Source organism: Neokomagataea anthophila (assembly GCF_018122595.1).
In the GTDB taxonomy this organism is placed as follows: Bacteria; Pseudomonadota; Alphaproteobacteria; order Acetobacterales; family Acetobacteraceae; genus Gluconobacter; species Gluconobacter anthophilus.
In genome coordinates this window covers 1-239 of record NZ_JAGRQH010000133.1, presented here as the reverse complement: position 1 = coordinate 239, position 239 = coordinate 1, and the positions used below count along the sequence as shown (strand labels likewise).

The window sequence follows — 239 nt, the reverse complement described above, 5'->3', positions numbered from 1 at the left end:
GTTTGTAATCCCCCACGTCAAAGATCGTTCGCGGACTCAGCCCTGCATCTCGCGCGGCCTCCGCAGCAAAGAATTAAGACGTTAACGCCCCCGCAATCTCCCACTGATCGCCTGAATTATCTTGCACTTCATCCAGCAGAAGATGATCAATCCGGCCATCTAATTTATACAAAACCCACGCCGCACCGGTGTCATCAAGCAAATTCCGGGTCTCTCGGATCAGGTCCCCTTAATCCACC

At 52.7% G+C, this 239-nt stretch carries 1 pseudogene; it reads right to left on the bottom strand.

The window, feature by feature from the left end:
* Positions 1–226, bottom strand: a pseudogene (locus KB213_RS12310) (hypothetical protein); the annotation flags it as partial.
* Between the last annotated feature and the right edge of the window lie 13 nt (positions 227–239).